At 37.0% G+C, this 17,621-nt stretch carries 15 protein-coding genes; 8 read left to right on the top strand and 7 right to left on the bottom strand.

The window, feature by feature from the left end; all coding sequences use genetic code 11:
• Positions 1 to 22: 22 nt before the first annotated feature.
• The 5 genes from AC1M9H_RS02450 (at position 23) to AC1M9H_RS02430 (ending at position 5,272) form a co-directional block, all read left to right on the top strand.
• Positions 23 to 1,888, top strand: coding sequence for an ABC transporter ATP-binding protein (locus AC1M9H_RS02450; protein ID WP_481595268.1), 1,866 nt, complete (start codon positions 23 to 25; stop codon positions 1,886 to 1,888).
• Positions 1,875 to 2,309: a MaoC family dehydratase gene (locus AC1M9H_RS02445; RefSeq protein ID WP_035267505.1), complete on the top strand. Its 435-nt coding sequence runs from the start codon at positions 1,875 to 1,877 to the stop codon at positions 2,307 to 2,309. Before AC1M9H_RS02450 ends, AC1M9H_RS02445 begins: the two co-directional genes overlap by 14 nt.
• 116 nt (positions 2,310 to 2,425) lie before the next feature.
• Complete coding sequence (locus tag AC1M9H_RS02440; protein ID WP_179997980.1) at positions 2,426 to 3,457, top strand: AraC family transcriptional regulator; 1,032 nt, start codon at positions 2,426 to 2,428, stop codon at positions 3,455 to 3,457.
• Positions 3,458 to 3,525: 68 nt separating this feature from the next.
• Positions 3,526 to 3,900, top strand: coding sequence for a glycine cleavage system protein GcvH (gene gcvH, locus AC1M9H_RS02435; RefSeq protein WP_035267502.1), 375 nt, complete (start codon positions 3,526 to 3,528; stop codon positions 3,898 to 3,900).
• Positions 3,901 to 4,096: 196 nt separating this feature from the next.
• Positions 4,097 to 5,272 carry an MFS transporter gene (locus AC1M9H_RS02430; RefSeq protein WP_481597092.1) on the top strand — a complete coding sequence of 392 codons (1,176 nt, stop codon included), beginning with the start codon at positions 4,097 to 4,099 and terminating at the stop codon, positions 5,270 to 5,272.
• A gap of 54 nt (positions 5,273 to 5,326) precedes the next feature.
• Here AC1M9H_RS02430 and AC1M9H_RS02425 read toward each other — a convergent pair whose 3' ends face one another.
• The 4 genes from AC1M9H_RS02425 to AC1M9H_RS02410 all read right to left on the bottom strand — a co-directional run bounded on the left by AC1M9H_RS02425 (position 5,327) and on the right by AC1M9H_RS02410 (position 11,378).
• On the bottom strand, positions 5,327 to 6,490 hold the full coding sequence (locus AC1M9H_RS02425) for a PilT/PilU family type 4a pilus ATPase (RefSeq protein ID WP_035267499.1): 1,164 nt from the start codon (positions 6,488 to 6,490) through the stop codon (positions 5,327 to 5,329).
• A gap of 160 nt (positions 6,491 to 6,650) precedes the next feature.
• Positions 6,651 to 7,688, bottom strand: coding sequence for a 3-deoxy-7-phosphoheptulonate synthase (locus tag AC1M9H_RS02420; protein WP_481590965.1), 1,038 nt, complete (start codon positions 7,686 to 7,688; stop codon positions 6,651 to 6,653).
• Between the two features lie 409 nt (positions 7,689 to 8,097).
• A complete protein-coding gene (locus AC1M9H_RS02415; RefSeq protein ID WP_180027846.1) occupies positions 8,098 to 10,233 on the bottom strand; it encodes a sensor domain-containing protein in 2,136 nt (711 codons plus the stop codon).
• A 383-nt stretch (positions 10,234 to 10,616) separates the two neighbouring features.
• Positions 10,617 to 11,378 (bottom strand): alpha/beta fold hydrolase, encoded by a 762-nt coding sequence (locus AC1M9H_RS02410; protein WP_481612678.1) that lies wholly within the window; start codon positions 11,376 to 11,378, stop codon positions 10,617 to 10,619.
• Positions 11,379 to 11,622: 244 nt separating this feature from the next.
• Between AC1M9H_RS02410 and AC1M9H_RS02405 the strand changes: the two genes are divergently transcribed.
• Positions 11,623 to 12,828: an amino acid aminotransferase gene (locus AC1M9H_RS02405; RefSeq protein ID WP_481587911.1), complete on the top strand. Its 1,206-nt coding sequence runs from the start codon at positions 11,623 to 11,625 to the stop codon at positions 12,826 to 12,828.
• A gap of 41 nt (positions 12,829 to 12,869) precedes the next feature.
• On the opposite strand, the gene AC1M9H_RS02400 is transcribed toward AC1M9H_RS02405, so the two are convergent.
• On the bottom strand, positions 12,870 to 13,979 hold the full coding sequence (locus AC1M9H_RS02400; protein ID WP_092766302.1) for an S-(hydroxymethyl)glutathione dehydrogenase/class III alcohol dehydrogenase: 1,110 nt from the start codon (positions 13,977 to 13,979) through the stop codon (positions 12,870 to 12,872).
• Between the two features lie 201 nt (positions 13,980 to 14,180).
• Here AC1M9H_RS02400 and AC1M9H_RS02395 point away from each other — a divergent pair, with 201 nt between their 5' ends.
• Both AC1M9H_RS02395 and AC1M9H_RS02390 read left to right on the top strand, forming a co-directional pair.
• Positions 14,181 to 15,659, top strand: coding sequence for a phospholipase D family protein (locus AC1M9H_RS02395; protein WP_481612677.1), 1,479 nt, complete (start codon positions 14,181 to 14,183; stop codon positions 15,657 to 15,659).
• Between the two features lie 90 nt (positions 15,660 to 15,749).
• Positions 15,750 to 16,187, top strand: coding sequence for a hypothetical protein (locus AC1M9H_RS02390; RefSeq protein ID WP_179997989.1), 438 nt, complete (start codon positions 15,750 to 15,752; stop codon positions 16,185 to 16,187).
• A 29-nt stretch (positions 16,188 to 16,216) separates the two neighbouring features.
• On the opposite strand, the gene AC1M9H_RS02385 is transcribed toward AC1M9H_RS02390, so the two are convergent.
• Both AC1M9H_RS02385 and AC1M9H_RS02380 read right to left on the bottom strand, forming a co-directional pair.
• On the bottom strand, positions 16,217 to 16,804 hold the full coding sequence (locus AC1M9H_RS02385; protein WP_035267781.1) for a uracil-DNA glycosylase family protein: 588 nt from the start codon (positions 16,802 to 16,804) through the stop codon (positions 16,217 to 16,219).
• A 13-nt stretch (positions 16,805 to 16,817) separates the two neighbouring features.
• Entirely contained in the window at positions 16,818 to 17,540 is a 723-nt protein-coding gene (locus AC1M9H_RS02380; protein WP_481612676.1) for an SGNH/GDSL hydrolase family protein, read from the bottom strand.
• Positions 17,541 to 17,621 lie beyond the last annotated feature (81 nt).

Below are 17,621 nucleotides of genomic sequence, written 5' to 3'. Positions count from 1 at the left end.
TAGATGAATTAAGATTAGTCGTATGCTGCAGTGGTTTGAAAGACTCGTTGATCCATATCCATCCAAAGATTTAAATCAGCCCTTGCCGAAGAAATTTTTTCCATTTGTTTGGCAAGCAGCATCAGGAGTTAAGCGCTATCTCTTGGTGTTGGTGTTATTTACTGCAGCAACAGCTTCATTTGAAGCTATTTTCTTCTCTCAAATTGGTCATTTAGTTGATTGGTTGTCCGCATCGACGCCTCAAAATTTTCTCGAAAATAACCAAACAAATCTGATGATTTTGTCTGGTTTTCTACTTGCTAATATTTTCTTTGCAAGTTTGCAATCAATCATAAGGCATCAGATTTTATTCAGTAGCTTTCCAATGCGCTTGCGTTGGCGTTTTCACAACTTATTACTTCTTCAAGGTTTAGACTTTTTTCACAATGATTTTGCAGGTCGATTGTCAGCTAAAGTCATGCAAACCTCACTTGCTGTTCGTGAATTTTGGGTAATTTTGGGGGATATCGTTACTTATGTGGTGATTTATTTTATTACCATCAGTGTGGTTTTAGGAAACGTCTCCCCTCTTCTCCTTATTCCCCTGATGGCATGGTTGATTTTATTCATTGGCGCGGCATCCTTCTTTATCCCGCGACTTGGAAAAATTTCAAAAAAGCAGGCTGATGCACGCGCGGTGATGACTGGTCGTGTGACTGATGCTTATACAAATATACAAACAGTAAAATTGTTTGCACATGCTGGTCGTGAAAGCCAATATGCCAAAGAGTCTATGCAACTTTTTATGAAGACGGTGTATACCCAGATGCGTCTGGGAACTGCTTATGAAATTAGCATTAATCTACTGACCGCAATTTTATTCTTTGGCGTTTTAGGTACAGCAGTTTGGCTTTGGTTTATTGGTGAAGCAAACATCGGTGTGATCGCCGCAACGACAGCCATGATTTTAAAGCTGAATAGTATGGCTTCTTTTATGATGTGGCAAACTTCAGCCTTATTTGAAAATATTGGTACCATCCAAGATGGGATGACCACGCTAGCCAAACCAATAGCAATTCAAGACAAAGAAGCTGCACTGCCACTCGAGGTACACTCTGGTGCAATTAAATTTGATAATGTGAGCTTTGCATATAATCAAAAAAATGTTATTAATCACTTGAATTTAGAAATTAAACCGGGTGAAAAAATTGGAATTGTCGGTCGGTCTGGTGCTGGAAAATCGACACTGATCCAACTACTACTTCATTTTTATCAAACCCAACAAGGTAAAATTTATATCGATGGCCAAGCGATTGATGAAGTCACCCAAGATAGTTTAAGAAAAAACATTGCTCTCGTGACGCAGGATACTTCTTTGCTGCATCGAAGTGTTGCTGAGAATATTAAATATGGTCGACCTGAAGCGACTGATGAAGAAATGTATGAAGCTGTCCGTAAAGCTCGAGCAGAAGAGTTTATCCCTCAGCTTACAGATCTACGTGGTCAGACAGGATATGACGCTTATGTGGGTGAACGTGGTGTAAAATTATCTGGTGGGCAAAGACAGCGTATAGCAATTGCACGGGTATTCCTAAAAGATGCTCCAATTTTGATTTTAGATGAAGCAACCAGCGCACTCGATTCAGAAGTGGAGGCTGCGATTCAGGCAAGCCTTGATGACTTGATGGAAGGTAAAACGGTAATTGCAATTGCACACCGCCTTTCAACAATTGCTCAAATGGATCGATTAATTGTTTTGGATCAAGGAAATATCGTAGAACAAGGATCTCACGATGAGCTGATCCAACAGAATGGAATTTATGCCCAACTTTGGCAACGCCAAACGGGTGGATTTTTAGTTGAACAAAAAGTGAAAGACAAGGAATTAGACGAAGATGCTTTATCTTGATGATTTAAAAGTGGGTGATCAGTTTAAAAGTCGTGAATATGAGTTAACACTCGAAGAAATTAAAGAATTTGCACAAAAATACGACCCTCAAGTCTTTCATACTGATGAAGAGGCTGCGAAAGATCATCCTATTTTTCAAGGTATCGCAGCCAGTGGTTGGCAAACGTCAGCCATTACCATGCGTCTTTGGACTGAATGTTTTCCAATTGCCAAGGGGCTTATCGGTTCAGAGTCAAGCTTAAGATGGCCAAAACCAGCTCGTGCTGGTGATCGTTTGCATGTAGAAGTTGAAATTGTTGCTATCAATCCTTCTAAAACAAAGCTAGATCGCGGAATTGTGAGTTATGTCACACAAACAAAAAATCAGCATGGTGATGTTTTGTTGATTTCAACCACAAAAATTGTCGTTTTTAAGGCTTAAACATCGGTTTCACACTAGATTTGTCCGACAAAATTGGTATTTTCTATCTGGAATTTATGTCAGTATTATTTTCACCAAAAATTATGAAAAAAATTGTGTAAAGCAATGGATCGCACATGAAAACAGTTTCAGTTCGCCCAGATTTAGGCATTCCAGGTGTTTACGGACTCTTACTTTTAGATGTTGTTTCTCGTTGGGGTTATAGTGCTGAGTCGCTATTCGCTCCCTTTGGATTCACCAACGAGCAACTTGCCGATCCTGAATTTAGAATTCCACTACATGTAGCGAATGAGATGATTATTCTCGCGCGCAAAATGACAGGTGAAAGTTCTCTTGGTTATCATCTTGGTAACCAAATGCGGATTTCTATCCATGGTTTTATTGGCTATGCCATTATGACCTCGAATGAGATTACTGATGCACTTATTTTAGCCAATCGCTTTATACAACTGCGTATGCCTTTTCTGCAATTTCATTTCTCGACATTTACAGAACAAGTTTCTTTGCAGTTACAATGTGATATTGATCTTGAACCGCTGAGAACTGAAATTGTCATGGCTTTGACTTTTGGTGTCATTACAATGGCAAAAGCACTGACAGGCATTAATGATTTGTATGGCGAAATTAATTTTGACTTCCCGAAACCTGAAGGCTTTGACAAATACATCAGTCGTCTACATCCCAAAACGATTATTCATTTTGACCAGACTCATTTTCTTGCCAGTTTCGATAAAAGTTATTTAGGCCTGAAGATGGTTAACGCAGATCCGATTGCCAGTCAAATTGCAATTAATCAGTGCGAAGCAGAACTATCAGAGCTGGGCGAACGCCGTCGAATTTCAATGCGTGTTCGCGATATTTTGACACATTCTGAACAACACTATTTAAGTATTGAAAATGTGGCAGATCGCCTGCATATGTCTGATCGTACACTGAAACGTCAGTTGGCTGCAGAAGGAACCTCTTTTTCAACCTTAGTGGATGAAGTTCGATATCGTCATGCAACCTCCCTACTGTCACGTACTGACTATTCACTCGAACAAATCGCAGATGAACTCGGTTATTCAGATGTTGCGAATTTCAGTCGTGCATTTAAACGTTGGAGTGGTCGAAGTCCAAGCAGTTGGCGTAAAGATCCATATTTATAGAACTTTCGTTTTTAAATAAAACACTGTATAACACAAGAAAATTTTTCAAATCGAATTGAGGAGTCGTGATGAATCATCCTTCAGAGCTTAAATATGCTCGCACACACGAATGGGTACGTATTGAAGGTGATCTCGTTGTTACTGGGATCTCAGATCACGCACAAGATGCATTGGGTGATCTTGTCTATGTAGAAGCACCTGAAGTAGGTCGTGAATTGACTGCTGGTGAACAAGCGGGTGTAGTTGAGTCTGTGAAAACAGCTTCTGATATTCATGCTCCTGTAAGTGGTGTAGTTGTAGAAATTAATGAAAATCTAGAAGATGATCCAGATTTTGTAAATGATGATCCCTATGGCAAAGGCTGGATCTACAAAATTAAACCATCTAATTTGGCAGATGTAGAACAACTTCTCTCAAATACAGATTATGAATCAGGTTTGTGATATTTATGACCAGTCTACGGACTGGTTTTTTATTTATACATTTTCGGATGAATGGCTCACTTTTTGCTGTAATTTTCATGTAATTTGATTATAATTAATTCAACTTCTCTCCCTACTTCATTGCTGACCAAAACCAAAAATAATTTTATTTGGCACAGATTGAAGCTTTTAATGGTTCAATATTTCAAGGTTGTCTATGTCTTCTATACATGCTGAGCATCTATGGAATAAATCTTTTATTCTGTGTCTAATTAATAACTTATTTATTTTCATCTTCTATTTTGCTCAGACAACGATATTGCCAATTTATATTCTTAATGATTTAAATGGTAATATTACCCAAGCTGGGCTTGCACTGACTTTGTTTCTAGCTTCATCGATCGCAATACGACCGTTTACCGGTCTCATTATCGAGAAGATTGGGCTTAAAAAAGCACTTTATATCTCTGAGTCATTTTTTGTACTGCTCTCTTTCGCTTATATCTTTGCTGATAATCTAACCCTATTACTGGTCATTCGGTTACTACAAGGAATTTGGTTCAGTATTTTGACCACTGCCATGATACCAATCGTCAATGACTTCATTCCAAATCAGCGTAAAGGTGAAGGCATGGGCTATTTTGTCATGTCAGTCAATCTTGCCATTGTACTAGGACCCATGTTGGGCTTGATTCTCATTCAACCATGGGGATATATTCCAGTGGCTACACTTTTAGCTGCAATTGTTTTTATTGGTTATTTGTTCTGCTTTTTGATTCCGATCCAGACACAATTTCAAACTGTTAAGCGCAAAACAAAAATTAGTGTTCATGATTTTGTTGAGATTAAAGCTTTACCTGTTGCGATGATGGCGATGCTCATCTCATTTTCTTATGCAAGTATCATGTCTTTTATCTCGACATATGCTGAATCAAAAAATTTATTGACCTATGCGAGCTTATTCTTTGCTGTTTTTGCAATTTCCATGATGCTTCTAAGACCCTTCACAGGAAAGTTATATGACTCTAAGGGTCCTGCCTACGTTGTCTATCCAGCGATTGTGAGCTTTAGCATTGGGCTATTCATTCTAAGCCAAATTCATTCTGCTGCCGGATTATTGATATCTGCTGTCTTTATTGGTATAGGCTTTGGGTCTGCTCAGCCATGTCTCCAAACGCAAGCCATTCAAGCTGTAGCACGTGAACGTGTTGGACATGCGAGTTCAACTTTTTACACCTTTTACGATATTGGCATCGCATTAGGTTCTTTTATTTTAGGTATTGTGATCACACATTATCAGTATTCGATTGCATATATATTATGCGCGATATTGACGCTATTAAGCTTGCTGTTTTACCGCTTCGTTGTTCAAACTAAAGTAAAAGCGTTCTAGATAGCTAAAAATTTGTCCAAAAAAAAGCCTTCAGATGAAGGCTTTTTTATTTAATTAGCTCTCTGCATCTTCATCAAACATACTGAAGGTTTGTGAAGAGGTTTCAGCATTCTCTCGGACGCGTGTACTTTTTAGCTTAATCTGTAGACGTAATTCATTTTTAGAGTCAGCATTACGAATGGCTTCATCATAACTGATCGCACCTTCGTTATATAAATCAAATAATGCTTGGTCAAATGTTTGCATACCAAGTTCTCGCGACTTGGTCATAATTTCTTTCAACTCATGAAAGTTACCTTTCAAAATCAAATCAGAAACTAAAGGTGTATTTAGCATGACTTCTACAGCAGCTCTACGTCCGACACCATCTTCAGTTCGAACTAAACGTTGAGAAATAATGGCTTTCATATTTGATGAAAGATCCATAAGCAACTGATTGCGCCGTTCTTCAGGGAAAAAGTTGATAATTCGATCTAAGGTTTGATTGGCATTATTCGAATGCAACGTGCCTAAGCACAGATGACCAGTCTCTGCAAAAGCGATCGCATGCTCCATGGTCTCCGTATCACGGATTTCGCCAATTAAAATTACATCTGGTGCCTGACGAAGTGTGTTTTTAAGCGCATTATGCCATGAGTGACAGTCCACTCCGACTTCTCGGTGAGTGACCATTGATTTTTTATGTTTATGCACGTATTCAACTGGATCTTCTACAGTAATGATGTGCCCTGCTGAGTTCTCATTACGGTAATCAATCATGGCAGCAAGTGAAGTAGATTTACCCGATCCAGTGCCACCAACCACTAGAATTAAACCTCGCTTTTCCATTACCACATCTTTCAATGTTTCTGGTAATTTCAACTTTTCAAAGTTTGGAATTTCAGAGGTAATGGTACGAATGACCATCCCTACATTAAGTTGCTGTTGAAAAACATTCACGCGAAAGCGCGATACATCTGGGACATTAATGGCAAAATTACATTCTAATTCACTCTCAAATTCTGCTCTTTGTTTTTCATTCATTAAGCTATAAGCGAATAGTTTTGTTTTTTCTGCAGTCAAAGCTTGAGAACTTAAAGGCTTCATTGAACCTTGATGTTTCATACTTGGAGGAAAATCAGCTGAAATAAATAAATCTGATCCCTCATGTTCAAAAACGCTTTTAAGCAATCTGAACATGAATTGCCGAGCTTCGCTAAGTAATTCATTACTGAACATTAATTTCCCCAAGTTATAAATATTAAATACTTAAAATACTAATAGAAATATAAGGTTATTTCAGCTGTTTCATCAAATATTTAATGCTTTGAACAAACATTCAAATCTTAAAGGCAAAAAAAAGAACCCATATTTCATGGGTTCTTTTTTACGAATTATATTAGGAGAGTTGTTGAGCAACATCCAAAATCAATTGCTCTGTACTTAACCAACCCAAGCATCCATCAGTCACTGATTGACCATAAGTCATGTGATCAGAAATTTTCTGATTGCCATCGACTAAAAAGCTTTCTAGCATGACGCCACGGACTTGTGTTTGAGGTCGTTCATTCACAATTTGCTTTAATACAGCAGGTTGATTCAATGGATTCTTAGCGCTGTTTCCATGGCTACAATCAATAATCAAAGCTGGTAGTACATGGTTATTGTTTTCTTGAATCTTTTTAATTTCAGATAATTGGTAATTTGTACCCTGATTCGATCCACGTAAGATCAAATGTGCATGCGGATTACCCTTTGAAGATAAAATGCTTGGACCACCATCTTGACTTAAACCAAGAAATTGATGCGGTTGTGAAGCGGACTGAATCGCATCCAATGCAATTTGGATTGATCCATCTGTACCGTTTTTGAACCCAATGCTATAAGGCATATGGCTAGATATTTCACGGTGAATTTGCGACTCGCTTGTTCTCGCCCCAATCGCGCCCCATGAAATCAAATCATCAAAATATCCTGTTGCCATTGGGCTTAAGATTTCTGTGGCCAACGGCAAACCCATTTCAGCAATTTGAATGAAGAGTGATCTAGACTGTTCAAGTCCTTTTTGCATATCTGCTGAACCATTTAAATCTGGATCATACAAGAAGCCTTTCCATCCTACAGTGGTGCGAGGTTTTTCAATATAAGTACGCATCACGATGAAAATCTGATCTTTGACTTGTTCTTGCAGTTGTTTTAATTTTTGTGCGTATTCGAGGGTTGCTTTAGGATCATGAATCGAACATGGACCAGTAATGACCAATAAACGTGGATCATGACCCGCTAAAATGTCTTGTATTGTTTGGCGATGTTGACGAATTTGAAGTGAAACTATCGGACTAACTGGTAAAGCTGATTTTAGTTCTAATGGTAAGCTTAATTTTTTTTCTAAAGTATGTTGAGCTGTGGTTATAAGCTGAGAATTAATTGCATTCATCTTGAATTCCTTTGGGCAGCAATTGCCCTATCTTTTATTTGAGCGTGAGGTGTCTATTGGCTGGGTTTTGTTCTTGACTAAAATAGAACCAATAACCGTTGCTAAAATAAAAAGTATTCAATGTTTTCATGAGATGCTCCTATATTTGTTGAGATGAAAAAAAACCTGATTGGTGTTGCCAATCAGGTATAAACTTGATGGGCAACATTTTTGTTGCCCGAACGCGTCTAGGCAACTAGATGTTAAATTGCCAAAAATAATAATAAGCGTTAGTAATCAAGTGTGTCGTTTTCATCAAATTATCTAAAATATAACCCTTAAAAGTAAAATACGCATAAATAGACTGATTGACAAGCAATTTATATAAAAAATATTGTTATATCAATCATAACTCAAATATATCAATGGTTTATTGCTTATCTGTAGGAAGCCAATCTTTTATAGCACATACTTGTTTGAGCATCAGTTGCTCAGCCTCAGACTTACAAATCGCTTGGCTAAATAAAAAGCCTTGACCATATGCACAGCCAACATCCTGAAGACTTAAGAGCTGTTGGCATGTTTCGACACCTTCTGCGATCACATCCAATGACAGAATAGGTCCGAGCTTAGCAATGCCCTCTACAATTGAATTGATTGACTTCTCCTCATTCATTCGATTCACAAAAGCATAATCAATCTTGAGACAGTCGACAGGATAATCTCTTAAATGCGTCATTGAAGAATGACCGGTTCCGAAATCATCCAATGAGATTCGAAGACCATAATTTTTGAGCTTTTGTAGTGCTCGAATCACAAATTCTATTCCACGCTCAGCCAGAATATGTTCTGTAATCTCAACCTCGATTAAATGAGCAGGAATTTGATGTCGTTCTAAACGTTGAATTAACAATTCTGCATAATTGTCACGCATGAATTCAACTGGAGAGGCATTAATTGAGATCGGTACAAGTTGAACGCCCTTAGACATCCAATCTGCCATGTCACTGAAAATCTTTTGATGCATGATTTCACTGATTTTACTGGCCAGCTCATAATCGTTAAACGCTTCTGAGATTGAAGCTGGATAATGAAGTTGCTGCTGTGTATCATGCCAACGCATCAAAGCCTCAAATCCGATTAGCTGACAGTTATCTAAGCGAACCTTAGGTTGATAATACGGTTCGATTAAATTGTCCTGTATGATATAGCGAGCAGTATCAAGTTGTTGCATCTTCTTTTCAGCAAGTGCAAACATTTCGTCATCATACATACGATACCCACCACGACCTTTTTCTTTAAGATCATTTAGAGCGGTATCCGCACATTTCATCAATCCGAATACATCTTGAGCATCTTTAGGATAAATGGCACATCCAATACTCATCCCACTATTAATCACTTTTCCTGCATAAGTAATGGGGGCAATATTTTGTTTAAGCACTTTCTGTGTAGTTTGATGTAATTCTTCTTCTGAGGTCATCCCTGAGACAATAATTGCAAATTCATCTCCACCTAAACGTGAAACAATACACTTGCGATCCAAACTCTTTTGCAGACGTTTAGATAAGACTTTAAGTAGATGATCTCCAGCAGGATGACCTAAAGTATCGTTAATGTTTTTAAAATGATCGAGATCAATAAACATCATACCAATAAGTGTTTTTTCACGATTTGCTTGTGAAATCGCCGCTTTTAATTTATTTTTGAAGGCACGACGATTCATCAGACCAGTCAGATCATCATATTCACTGCTGATTTTTAGTTTAGCTTCGGCAACACGTTGACGGGTAATATCACGTGATACACAGAGAATACTGGTCGTATTTCCTTGTTCATCATGCACAGGTGTTAAAATATTATCCCAATACATCACAGTATCGCCGTGTGTGCTCATCCCCGCAAAACGGGCATTCTTCCCTCGAGCTGCTGTTTTAATCGCTTTTGCCCCCTGTTCACGTACTTCAGGTGGTAACAGCGTTAACCAATCCATTCCAAATTTCTTAACACGCTCTTGACCCAGTAATGCCATGCATCCAGATTTGTTCATGTGTTCAAGCTTGCCATCTGGTGTGATAATTTTTATACAGTCTACGCTGACATCGAGCATATCTGTATTCGCACGCAAGGCCTCAGCAGTTTCACGCATTTTGATTGTACGATCATGGATATTTGTGCAACTTATCATCCAATTTTGCTGGTTGGATTGAATCACCTTAGGTTCAGCAAGCATTAAGAACCAAAGATATTCACCTGATTTATTTTTTATACGACACTCTTTTTCAAATTTCTGACCGTTTTTTTGAGCATCATTCCAAATCTGATAAAGATGTTCAGCATCATCAGGATGAACAAATTTAAGCCAGTCTACGTCACGTAAGATTTGCGTATCCGCACCGATATATTGTTTAAGTGCGAGATTACAATACCCTGAGTTGGTGTGACTGACCCAAATCAAATTGGGCAGTAAATCGAGTGCAAATTTAAAGTCATCTGACAGTGTTAGATGCAAAGGCACAGCTTTGGACTGTAAATGATCAGCTCTATTCAGATCCAGAATGCTCATAGTTCACCTATTCGAAAATAACAACCCATCAAAATGACGAATACAAAAATCAGCGTAAAAATTTAGAATTTAATTAATCAGTATTTAAATTTAGTTAATAATGATTATTAATCATCATTAATTTTAAAATACGTGATAATAATAACACTTAAATGGACTAAATTAATACAAATACCATTTCTGCATGATACATAATTTTTATCACTTGTGAATATTAAATAGACAAAATGCATAAAAAATAATGAAATACGACACAATAATGAATTTATTTGATAATTCGACATCTTAGAATTAAATAATTCCGATTTTAATTAAAAAAATACCTACTTATATTAAGTAGGTGTTGAATAATATAAAAATAATCTAAACTTATTATTAATTTATTATAAAAAATCTTTAATGTTTTTGATCACCTCACTTGGTTTTTCTGCATGTAACCAATGTCCAGTGCCATCAATCGTCACAAATTTAGCTTTAGGATATTGGAACCGAATAAGATCGTTATCACGCTCGAGATTAATATAATCGGATAATTCTCCTTTTAAAAACAAAGTTTCATTCGATTGTGGATTAAGACGTTCCCATGACAAAATCTGAAAATATTGTTGTTTAAGTGCATCTAAGTTGAATAGCCAATGTCCATTGCGGAAAGATTTGAGCAGAAATTGAATAACGCCAATTTCATTAATATATTTCTGCATCAACTCGGTTGCCTCCTTTCTTGAAACAACTTGAGCTTTTTGAACTTCTTCTAAAGCTTTGAAAATTTGATCATGATGAGATTTTTGATAAGCGACGGGTGCCATATCAAGTACAATCAACTTAACTACTCGATGTGGTACAAGGTTTGCTAAGTGCATGGCAACTTTCCCCCCCATCGAATGACCAATGATGTGAAATTGTTGCACATTCATATCAACTAAAGTTTCTACAACATCTTGCGCCATGAGTTGATAACTCATTTGATTAGAATGAGGTGATAAACCGTGATTACGCAAATCAATTTGGATGACATCATGCGTTTCCTGAAATGCTCTCGCGAGCATGCCGAGGTTCGATAAACTACCAAAAAGACCATGAATCAGAACAAGAGCAGGTTGACGTTGATTCGCATTTGATTTGGTGATCTCAGCATTTAGTCGCATATATATACTCAAATAGCTTTAAAAATGTGATTCAAATTCTAACAGTAGAGTTTGTATTTTGGTGTTAGTTTAATTTTTATTTATATAATTCAGTAAATTAAAGACAATCAAAAAAATTCGGTTATAAGTAAAAGTATTGAGTTTTATAAAAATTAGTCCTGTAATTCGATCTTGTGATCGTGCGGAAATTATATATATTATCCGATTAAACTTTTTACTTTGAACATTTTAGGAAATTTAGACCATGTTTCATCATGTAGATGCTTATGCAGGTGACCCTATTCTTTCACTTATGGAAGAATATAGTAAAGATGAGCGTACTCAAAAAGTGAATTTGAGTATTGGTCTATATTATAACGAAGACAGTATTGTACCTCAGTTAAATGCGGTCAAAGCTGCGTACAAAAATATTGAACCGAGCAACGATAAAGTTAAACTTTATTTACCAATGGATGGTTTGAAATCTTATAACGAAGCGACTCAAGCATTAGTTTTAGGTCCTGATAGTCAAGCGCGTAAAGATGGTCGTGCTGTCACGATTCAAACACTTGGTGGCTCAGGTGCACTTAAAGTTGGTGCTGATTTTTTGAAAAAATATTTCCCTGAGTCAGATATCTGGGTAAGTCAGCCAACTTGGGATAACCATATCGCAATTTTTAATGGCGCTGGTATCCAATCTCATTTCTATCCTTATTTTGATGCTGATACAAATGGCGTTAACGTTCCAGCAATGCTTGAGGAATTAAAAACACTAAAAGCAAAAAGTATTGTTTTGCTTCATCCTTGCTGCCATAACCCAACTGGTGCAGATTTAACGCCAGCAGAATGGGATCAAGTGATCGAAGTACTTAAGACGAATGATCTTATTCCATTCCTTGACATCGCTTACCAAGGTTTCGGTAAAGGTCTTGAAGAAGATGCATACCTTATTCGTGCTTTAGATAAATCAGGTATGAATTTCATTGTGAGTAATTCATTCTCAAAAATCTTCTCACTGTATGGTGAGCGTGTCGGCGGCTTAACATTTGTCTGTGATGATAAAGCTACTGCTCAAAAAGTGCTTGGACAATTAAAAGCAACTGTACGCCGTATTTATTCTAGTCCAGCAAGCACAGGTGCATTGTTGGTTGAAAACGTGTTAAACAACGCAGATCTAACTGCTCAATGGCAAGCTGAATTACAAGAAATGCGTGAACGTATTATTAAAATGCGTGAATTGTTAAATGCTAAATTGAGTGCGGCTCTGCCTGAACGTGACTTTAGCTATCTAGTAAAACAACAAGGTATGTTCAGTTATACAGGTTTGACTGGCGAACAAGTGGATATTTTGAAAGATAAATATGGTATTTATTTAGTCCGTAGTGGCCGTATGTGCGCAGCAGGATTAAACTTGAATAATATTGATTATGTGGCTGAATCAATTGCAGAAGTTTTGAAAGCTACCGCTTAAAAACAAAAAAACGGGCATATCGCCCGTTTTTTATTGCCCAATTAAAAATGTACAACTGTACGGATTGATTTACCTTCGTGCATTAAGTCAAAGGCTTTATTAATGTCTTCTAGCCCCATAGTATGAGTAACAAAAGGTTCTAATTGAATGTCACCCTTCATCGCATCTTCAACCATTTTTGGTAATTGAGTACGACCTTTTACACCACCAAATGCTGTACCCATCCATTTACGTCCAGTCACTAATTGGAATGGACGAGTTGAGATTTCTTGACCTGCACCAGCCACACCGATAATGACAGATTGCCCCCAACCACGGTGTGCACATTCAAGCGCTGAGCGCATTACGTTTGTATTACCGATACACTCAAATGAATGATCAACACCCCAGCCAGTCATCTCTACAATGACTTGTTGAATAGGTTGATCATAGTCCTTAGGATTGAGGAAATCTGTAGCACCAAACTGCTCAGCCAATTTAAATTTTTCTGGATTAGTATCCACTACAATAATTCGGCCAGCTTTGGCTTGTTTAGCACCTTGAACAACTGCTAAACCAATACCACCTAAACCGAACACAGCAACAGTATCACCTTCCTGTACTTTTGCAGTATTGTGAACCGCACCAATACCAGTCGTCACGCCACAACCCAATAAACAAACGTGTTCAGGGTTTGCTTCAGGATTAATTTTTGCTAACGATACTTCGGCAACAACTGTGTATTCACTGAATGTTGAACACCCCATATAATGGTAAATAGGTTCGCCGTTATAAGAGAATCGAGTCGTTCCATCAGGCATAACACCTTTACCTTGAGTGGCACGTACAGAGACACATAAGTTTGTTTTATTTGATTTACAGAACAAACATTCGCCACATTCTGCAGTATAAAGTGGAATGACATGATCACCTGGTTTTACACTGGTCACGCCTTCACCAACTTCAACCACAATACCTGCACCTTCGTGACCAAGTACCGCAGGGAATACGCCCTCTGGGTCTTCACCAGAAAGTGTAAATGCATCAGTATGACAAACACCTGTATGCGTAATTTTCACCAATACTTCACCAGCTTGTGGTGGAGCAACATCTAATTCAACAATTTGTAATGGCTGACCTGGACCGAATGCCACCGCTGCACGAGATTTCATGATGAAAACTTCCTTTGTAAATTAAGATTTAACAGATAAGTTACAGTAACCGCTTTTGATAAAAACATTCAACTATTTGATTGATGATATTATAGCCATACAACTGAATAATAAGATTTAGGAACGACAGCTTTGATGCTTATGTTGCGACATATATTGTGTTTACTCACATTCTTTATTTTAACTGGATGTAATTTGGCGATGAATACAAGTATAAAACAAGCCCCAATCCAACCTCATACCGCACTTTGGCTCAGTAATACACCAGAAACAAAACGCAATATTGAACAAGGTTTAACTGCATTTTTACCACTTCATGATCCTTTTATGAGTATGGCTTCACGTGTTCATTTAATACGTGAAGCAAAACATACGATCGATTTACAGTACTATATCTGGGAAAATGATGTGATAGGTCAGCATTTATTGTCTGACCTACTCAAAGCAGCTGATCGTAATGTGAAGGTTCGACTGTTAATTGATGATCAAAATGGCACTCAATTAGACTCGACCTTAAGTGCATTGTCTAAACATCCTAATATCGAAATTAAGCTATTTAATCCCTACAAATTTCGCAGCTTTAGAGTTTTGGATTATGTGTTTCGCTTTAATAAAGTCAATCATAGAATGCATAACAAACTGATTATTGCTGACGGAGCGATTGCTGTTACTGGGGGGCGTAATATCAGTAATGAATATTTTGATGCCAGTGACAATTTTCAATTCGCGGATATGGATATTTTATTTGCAGGGCAATCAGTTTCAGCTGCAAACACGGTGTTTCACCAATTTTGGAATGATGAGCTGAGTTATGATATTCAGCAAATAATTCCTGAGTCTCAAAAAGAATTAGCGCATTTAAGATCGCATTATTCAACCAAGCAAAATTTTCAAGGTGCTGAAACTAAAAAACGTATTGATCAAGCAGAACGTTTTTTAGAAGAAAATTTAAAAAAACATCCTATTCGCTGGTCTAAAGCTCATTTTGTTGCAGACAGCCCCAATAAAATCAGAGCGAAAGCTCAATCTCATGAACTGCTGTTTAATCAGTTCAAATCCATTATGGGGAAACCTGCTCAAGAAATAAACTTGGTGTCTGCCTATTTTGTTCCTACTGTTCATGGTGAGTCTTTACTCAAACAATTGAGTGAGCAGAATGTCAAAGTTCGAGTTTTAACAAACTCATATTTGGCAAATGATGTCCCGATTGTTCATGCATTTTATCAAAAATATCGAACCTCACTCTTAAGGTCAGATGTAAAACTTTACGAGTTTAAACCTTATATTGAACGGTCTGATCGGACTTGGTATGAAATTATGACGGGTAATGTTATTCCTGCGAAAGGAAAAAATGCGTCGCGGCTTCATGCTAAATTTTTTACTGTAGATGATAAAGTTTTTATTGGAACATTCAATTTTGATCCACGTTCAGCGTATTTGAATACTGAACTTGGACTGATCATTGAGTCAGCCGATTTTAAAACAGAGATATCTCAATCTTTAGATGAAAATCTTCCCAAAGTTGCCTATCAACTACATTTGGATGCACATCAAAACTTAAGATGGGAAGAACAACGAGGTAAAGAAAAGTTAATACATGATCATGACCCTGAAACGACTCGTTTTCAGAGATTTATGTTCAAGTCTTTGTCCTATCTCCCAATCGAATGGATGATGTAAATTCTTTGTTGTGACTGGTTTGTACAACCAGGATAAATTGCATTATTATTCACGTTTTATTTTTTGAACCCTTGGTTCTACTCTACTCCCATGCAATTTTTTGATCTTAGTCGACAGTATAATCTGAACGACATACTCACCCCTTTTTTATCACTTGAAGATTTATCTCAGCATGAATGGTATTTAGCTAAAATTAGTGTTGATTATGATTGCCTTACTGATGAAGACTTAGTTGAAGGTTCTATCACGTTAAAATCTAACCATAATGTTCAAATTGAATTGGCTTGGTTAATTTTAGACAATGGTCATGAGTTACAAGTTTTGTTCAAAGGCATTGAAACCTCTGTCTCAGAACAAACGCTCGTGATTGTGAAGGGTGCCCGCTTAGTTGATGAAGAAGGACAAGAATTATCTGCTCAAGCATTATCTTTATGGATTGATGGTACTCTACTCAATATGCTTCCACATATTCGTAAAGAAATTAAATCACGTTTAAACTTGTGGGATTATGTAGATTATGATGTGTAATAAGCATCTCGATTGACTTTAACAGGTTGTTAAATTAATCCAATTGACTGGAAAAGTTCACGATAGTATTCGGCTTTCTTTTCGAGAGCTAAAGGATAAGCTCTTGAAGAAGATGGCATACGATGAATTCGGATATCTTTGTTATCAAATTGCAGATCCACGACTGTACCCATTTTAACTTTAGTGTGTACAGATGCATTCATTGACTTTAATAAGGTCTCAGTTGCTTTATCACCTGTGGTCATAATATCTCGACAATATGGAATTTTTTTAAGCAATAGAAACATATCTGTCGGTGTAACGATTTCTAGAAATTGATCTGAGGCATTGTCTTTCAAACGCCGTATTTGATAGGCTGTATCAAATATTGCAATGCCCAACTCATTTAGAAAATCTTTCAGCATTTGCTCTTTGAATTGTTTATTTTCACGGTCTAGAAAATAATGAGAGTCTTGAAAAAAGATCAACCCATATATTTTCCACATATCATTTTGAAAATTCGGATAATAAAAATCCATTTTCCATCTTGCTTTCGGCGGAGGAAAACTGCCAAGCATGAGCAATTTGGCTTGTTGAGGTACAAATGGCTCAAGTGGATGTGTTTCGATATCAGTCATATCAAATTTCGGTCTAACTTTTCGATCTAAAGTGATTTTGAATAATCGAACTAATTTTTTTTGCCCAAAGCTGATAGATTTCTTTACTTGGATGAAATCCATCCTCAGCCATCTTCAAATTGAGTTGTTTATACTCATCCAAATCATATTTAACCAATTCAAATTTTGGTTGTGGTTCAATCCAATTTTCCAATTCAACATTCATTTGATGGGCATATTTTCCAAACAACCAAGCTAAAGGATTTGGTAATGCAGGAAACTCATTCATCGGTGGAACTCCAGTCGCGATAATGAGCTTGGGTGAAAATTTCTCAGCGATCAGTGAATATAATTGTTCTTGTAAGCAGATCCATTTTTGCGGTGAGATGAGCTGTGTTACATCATTGACTCCTATCGAAGTTACTACAATATCAAACTGATCGTCATTAATAGCATGTATAGTTCGAATCACATCTGAAGTACAATTTCCAGTTTTTGCGATTAATGACCAGCGAATTTGAAAATGATCTCTGAGTTCCTGTAATAATGTTCCGCTTAACGCATCTTCTTGAAATTGCACACCCACACCAGCAGCAGCTGAATCGCCTAAAATTAAAATTGATATTTGAGGACCATTCCCAACCAAACCATTTCTTTCCCCCAAAGCTTCTGCTAAACGAGGTGTATTTTTCTTGACTTGGTAACCTTGCACAAGTAAAGCTGGAATGAGTGCGATTGTCGCTAATTTAAGAAACATGTAATTGATTTTAGGTTTTGATATTTCCTATTTTAAACGATTTTTTGATATTTTCATTGCTATTTATTATTGAAAATAATT

The organism is Acinetobacter sp. ANC_7512, from assembly GCF_056779935.1.
This window is presented reverse-complemented; position numbering and strand designations above follow the sequence as displayed.

What these genes read in the sequence shown, in the direction of transcription:
- AC1M9H_RS02380 (WP_481612676.1), bottom strand. Translation starts at nt 17,540, where the DNA reads ATGTTTCTTAAATTAGCGACAATCGCACTCATTCCAGCTTTACTTGTG.
- AC1M9H_RS02425 (WP_035267499.1), bottom strand. Translation starts at nt 6,490, where the DNA reads ATGTTCAGTAATGAATTACTTAGCGAAGCTCGGCAATTCATGTTCAGA.
- AC1M9H_RS02415 (WP_180027846.1), bottom strand. Translation starts at nt 10,233, where the DNA reads ATGAGCATTCTGGATCTGAATAGAGCTGATCATTTACAGTCCAAAGCT.
- AC1M9H_RS02420 (WP_481590965.1), bottom strand. Translation starts at nt 7,688, where the DNA reads ATGAATGCAATTAATTCTCAGCTTATAACCACAGCTCAACATACTTTA.
- AC1M9H_RS02395 (WP_481612677.1), top strand. Translation starts at nt 14,181, where the DNA reads ATGAATACAAGTATAAAACAAGCCCCAATCCAACCTCATACCGCACTT.
- gcvH (WP_035267502.1), top strand. Translation starts at nt 3,526, where the DNA reads ATGAATCATCCTTCAGAGCTTAAATATGCTCGCACACACGAATGGGTA.
- AC1M9H_RS02385 (WP_035267781.1), bottom strand. Translation starts at nt 16,804, where the DNA reads ATGACTGATATCGAAACACATCCACTTGAGCCATTTGTACCTCAACAA.
- AC1M9H_RS02430 (WP_481597092.1), top strand. Translation starts at nt 4,097, where the DNA reads ATGTCTTCTATACATGCTGAGCATCTATGGAATAAATCTTTTATTCTG.
- AC1M9H_RS02405 (WP_481587911.1), top strand. Translation starts at nt 11,623, where the DNA reads ATGTTTCATCATGTAGATGCTTATGCAGGTGACCCTATTCTTTCACTT.
- AC1M9H_RS02410 (WP_481612678.1), bottom strand. Translation starts at nt 11,378, where the DNA reads ATGCGACTAAATGCTGAGATCACCAAATCAAATGCGAATCAACGTCAA.
- AC1M9H_RS02440 (WP_179997980.1), top strand. Translation starts at nt 2,426, where the DNA reads ATGAAAACAGTTTCAGTTCGCCCAGATTTAGGCATTCCAGGTGTTTAC.
- AC1M9H_RS02400 (WP_092766302.1), bottom strand. Translation starts at nt 13,979, where the DNA reads ATGAAATCTCGTGCAGCGGTGGCATTCGGTCCAGGTCAGCCATTACAA.
- AC1M9H_RS02390 (WP_179997989.1), top strand. Translation starts at nt 15,750, where the DNA reads ATGCAATTTTTTGATCTTAGTCGACAGTATAATCTGAACGACATACTC.
- AC1M9H_RS02445 (WP_035267505.1), top strand. Translation starts at nt 1,875, where the DNA reads ATGCTTTATCTTGATGATTTAAAAGTGGGTGATCAGTTTAAAAGTCGT.
- AC1M9H_RS02450 (WP_481595268.1), top strand. Translation starts at nt 23, where the DNA reads ATGCTGCAGTGGTTTGAAAGACTCGTTGATCCATATCCATCCAAAGAT.